2 protein-coding genes and 1 pseudogene are annotated in these 2,733 nt (G+C 39.3%); 1 reads left to right on the top strand and 2 read right to left on the bottom strand.

The window, feature by feature from the left end; translation table 11 throughout:
- Positions 1 to 555 (top strand): annotated as a pseudogene (locus B3473_RS04265) (L-lactate dehydrogenase); the annotation flags it as partial.
- A 105-nt stretch (positions 556 to 660) separates the two neighbouring features.
- Here B3473_RS04265 and nox read toward each other — a convergent pair.
- Both nox and B3473_RS04255 read right to left on the bottom strand, forming a co-directional pair.
- Positions 661 to 2,028, bottom strand: a complete 1,368-nt coding sequence (gene nox / locus B3473_RS04260) for a H2O-forming NADH oxidase (protein WP_264879722.1) — start codon at positions 2,026 to 2,028, stop codon at positions 661 to 663.
- A 177-nt stretch (positions 2,029 to 2,205) separates the two neighbouring features.
- Positions 2,206 to 2,733, bottom strand: a 528-nt coding sequence (locus tag B3473_RS04255) for a C39 family peptidase (RefSeq protein WP_293675042.1), incomplete at its 5' end; no start/stop codon positions are given.

The raw sequence follows: 2,733 nt of genomic DNA, 5'->3' as shown, positions 1-2,733 counted from the left end.
GTTATTGGTTCAGGTACTTCACTTGACTCAGCTCGTTTCCGTCAAGCATTGGCTGAAAAACTTGGTGTTGATGCACGTTCAGTACACGCATACATCATGGGTGAACACGGTGACTCTGAATTCGCTGTTTGGTCACATGCTAACGTTGCTGGTGTAAATCTCGAAAACTACCTTAAAGATGTTGAAAACTTCAACGCTGAAGAATTGGTTGACCTATTTGTAAGCGTACGTGACGCTGCATACTCAATCATCGACAAAAAAGGTGCTACATTCTACGGTATCGCTGTTGCCCTTGCACGTATTACTCAAGCTATTCTTAACGATGAAAATGCCGTTCTTCCAGTTTCTGTATATCAAGACGGTCAATACCCAGGCGTAACTGATTGCTACATTGGTCAACCTGCTATCGTTGGTGCACATGGTATCGTTCGTCCAGTGAACATTCCATTGAACGATGCTGAAACACAAAAAATGCAAGCTTCTGCAGAAGAATTAAAAGCTATCATCGACAAAGCTTTCTCTAAAGAAGAATACGTTGCTGCTTCTAAAAACTAATCAGCTCTAAAGGATGGTAAAAGAGAGTCGAAAGACTCTCTTTTTTCTACCTTAAAATAAAAAATAACAGGAAACTACCACTCCCTGTTATTTTTTTACTCAACACTACTCAGCACTCAACGCTGCCATAGTAATGTAGTTATAAGGTTTATTGAAGTGTGGCAAGAAGAACAAATCTGTCAAAGCTAATTTATCAATCGTTACTTGCTCTTGGATAGCCAATGAGAAGAGGTGCAGTGCCAAAGAAATGTCTTTTTTAGACATCAATTGTGCCCCTAGAATTCTGCGAGTCTTTTTATCGTAAACAATCTTCAAGGTTACTTTGGCATTGTCTTTCTCGATAAATTCAGGCTTTTGATTGTCTTTGTATTCCACTTCTGCTGCTTCAAATCCTTTGGCAGCTGCTTTTTCCAAAGTCAAACCAGTTGAAACCATGTCTAAGCCATAAATCGAAATACCGTTTGAACCTTGGACACCGACACCTTCTAATTTATGTCCGCAAGCATTGTGGGCTGCCACAATCCCTGTTCTTACTGCATTCGATGCAAGAGCGATATAATCGATTGTTTGTGTTGCGTTATTGAAAATAGTTGCACAGTCACCAATAGCATAGACGCCGGGAACACTTGTTTCTTGGTATTTATCCACTAGGAAAGCACCGTTTGAGAAGAGTTCCACTTTGCCACCACCTAGAGCAGTATTTGGGCGGAAACCAACAGCAAGGATAACCATATCAACATCGTATTCAGCTTTATCAGTGATGATTTTTTCAACTTTTGTTTGACCCGCAATTTCTTTAACGGCTTCACCAAAGGCTAGTCGAATACCGTGGTCTTCCAAATTTTTCGCCATCGCTGCACTAAAATCTGCGTCATAGTAACCTGCCAAGCATGTTTCAGCAACGTCGATAAGGGTTACTTCTTTGCCATTACGTTGGAAGGCTTCTGCCAATTCTACACCAATATAACCCGCACCAACAACGGCAACACGTGAAATGTTTTCATGGTGTAATTTATTAATCACATCTTCAGCGTTTTGGTACAATTTCACAAACTGAACATTCTCAAGAGCTGCTTTGAATTCAAGAGAATCTGGGTCCATGTGAACCCCTTTAATCTTAGGAATAATAGGTTGCGAACCTGTCGCAAAAATCAATTTATCGTAGTGTTCTTCATGTGTTTGACCATCTACAATTGCTGTTACCACTTTATTATCATAATCGACAGACTCCACAGGAGAATTCATATAAATGGTAGCACCTAACTCTTCTAGCTCTTTCTTGCTAGAGTAGAATAACCCTTCTGGACCAGAGATCTGCTCTCCAATCCATAGCGCCATACCACAGCCTAAAAATGAAATATTAGAATTTTGATCAAAAACAACAATTTCATTGTTAGCTCCGTAGTTGGTTAACATGGTTTTAATACATGCTGTTCCAGCATGGTTTGCTCCGATAACAACAATTTTACTCATAAGAAAAACCTCTACTGACTAATAGTTTTATCACTATTATTATACCACATATATAAAACGCTTACAAGTATTTTGTTTCAAGTTTTCTCCCTATTTCTGAAAATAAAAACACCTTATAATGATATGAGTTTCATGGAAAAAATATAAAAAGAGAACCTCCTGGTTCCCTTTTTGTCATTAGATATCCGTGATTTTCACAAATGGATGACCCAAAGCAGCAATGTCTTCATATTGCGTACTTTGTTCTCTCCAAAGGGCATCAATTGGATACCAGCCGTTGTTGGCTGCGTTATACGGATCTAAAACATAGGTATTTCCATTTGAATAGCCTTTTAAGACAATAGCGTGGCTGGTGCCAAAAGGCCATGGCGAGAACTTATTCATCTGAACAGATGCTGATACATAGTGACCTTCTTTCAAGGCATTGGTTAATTCATTCACTGAACCCAAAGCTGTCGGTGTCATTCCAAAGTGTTTAGAGGCCAACAATACACCATTTCCACTCGTTCCTTGACTAACACGGTTAAATTCAACCGTATCATAATACAGGTAATCTGCTACCATCGTTGATAAAATTTCTTTTCCTGATAATGACGAGATAATCATAGATAAACTGGTTGGCACACAACCTGTTGCTCCCATTTTGTAGCCACCGTAGAGAGTGTTTCCCCAGCGTTCATCTTTCTGATTGTAATAAGGAGTGTT

It is taken from the genome of Streptococcus sp. UBA632, from assembly GCF_002300045.1.
Lineage (GTDB): Bacteria > Bacillota > Bacilli > Lactobacillales > Streptococcaceae > Streptococcus > Streptococcus alactolyticus.
The sequence above is the reverse complement of the archived record's forward strand: the minus strand, read 5'-3'. Positions and strand labels throughout refer to the sequence as shown.

What these genes read in the sequence shown, in the direction of transcription:
- nox (WP_264879722.1), bottom strand. Translation starts at nt 2,028, where the DNA reads ATGAGTAAAATTGTTGTTATCGGAGCAAACCATGCTGGAACAGCATGT.